This window comes from Treponema endosymbiont of Eucomonympha sp., assembly GCF_001028545.1.
In genome coordinates this window covers 1-932 of record NZ_BBPW01000237.1, presented here as the reverse complement: position 1 = coordinate 932, position 932 = coordinate 1, and the positions used below count along the sequence as shown (strand labels likewise).

The following is a 932-nucleotide window of genomic DNA, read 5'->3' as shown; positions in this document are numbered from 1 at the left end:
CAAATGCCGGCGTTGACGTCTTTGAAGAATTGTTCAAGCTCATTTTTACCAAGCTATACGATGAAATGGAAAGCGGCAGAAACCGCATACGTTACCTTGAATTTAGAAATTACGGCGACACTGAAACAGAATTAAAAAACAAGCTGCAAAAGTTATTCGACGCCGCAAAGAAAAAATGGGACGGTGTTTTTAGCGCTGACGCAAAAATTACGCTCACCCCGTCGCATCTTTCTCTTTGTGTTTCGTCTTTGCAGAATGTAAAATTGTTTAATTCAAACCTTGAAGTTGTTGACGAAGCATTTGAATACTTAATCAGCAAAAGCAGCAAGGGCGAAAAGGGGCAATATTTTACGCCGCGTTATGTAATCGATATGTGCGTGCGTATGCTCAATCCGAATGCAAACGAAACGATGATTGATACTGCGAGCGGCAGTTGCGGTTTTCCGGTGCATACTATTTTTTATGTATGGGAGCACATATTAAAAAACAAAGGATTACAGAAAAGTCATTTGTTTACACCCGAGAAAAAGCCGCCGGAATGTTCAGACTATGTGAACGAAAAAGTTTTTGCAGTTGACTTTGACGAAAAAACGGTGCGTGTCGGACGAACGCTTAACTTAATTGCAGGCGACGGGCAAACAAATGTGCTGCACTTAAACACGCTTGATTGGGACCGTTGGGACGAACAAACGAAGTCTGAAGAATGGGGCGATATATACCATACGGGCTGGAAGAAGCTCAAAAAGCTGCGCACAAAATCCGACTCGAATCATGATTTTCAGTTTGATATTTTAATGGCTAATCCTCCGTTTGCGGGCGATATAAAAGAAAGCCGTATTTTAGCAAAGTATGAATTAGCAAAAGACAAGAAAGGCAAAATCCAAAATGCGGTCGGGCGCGACATTCTGTTCGTCGAACGCAACCTTGATTTT

At 41.8% G+C, this 932-nt stretch carries 1 protein-coding gene; it reads left to right on the top strand.

The window, feature by feature from the left end; translation table 11 throughout:
• Positions 1–65: 65 nt before the first annotated feature.
• A partial coding sequence (locus AWU74_RS06215; protein WP_238580204.1) for an HsdM family class I SAM-dependent methyltransferase occupies positions 66–932 on the top strand: 867 nt, incomplete at its 3' end.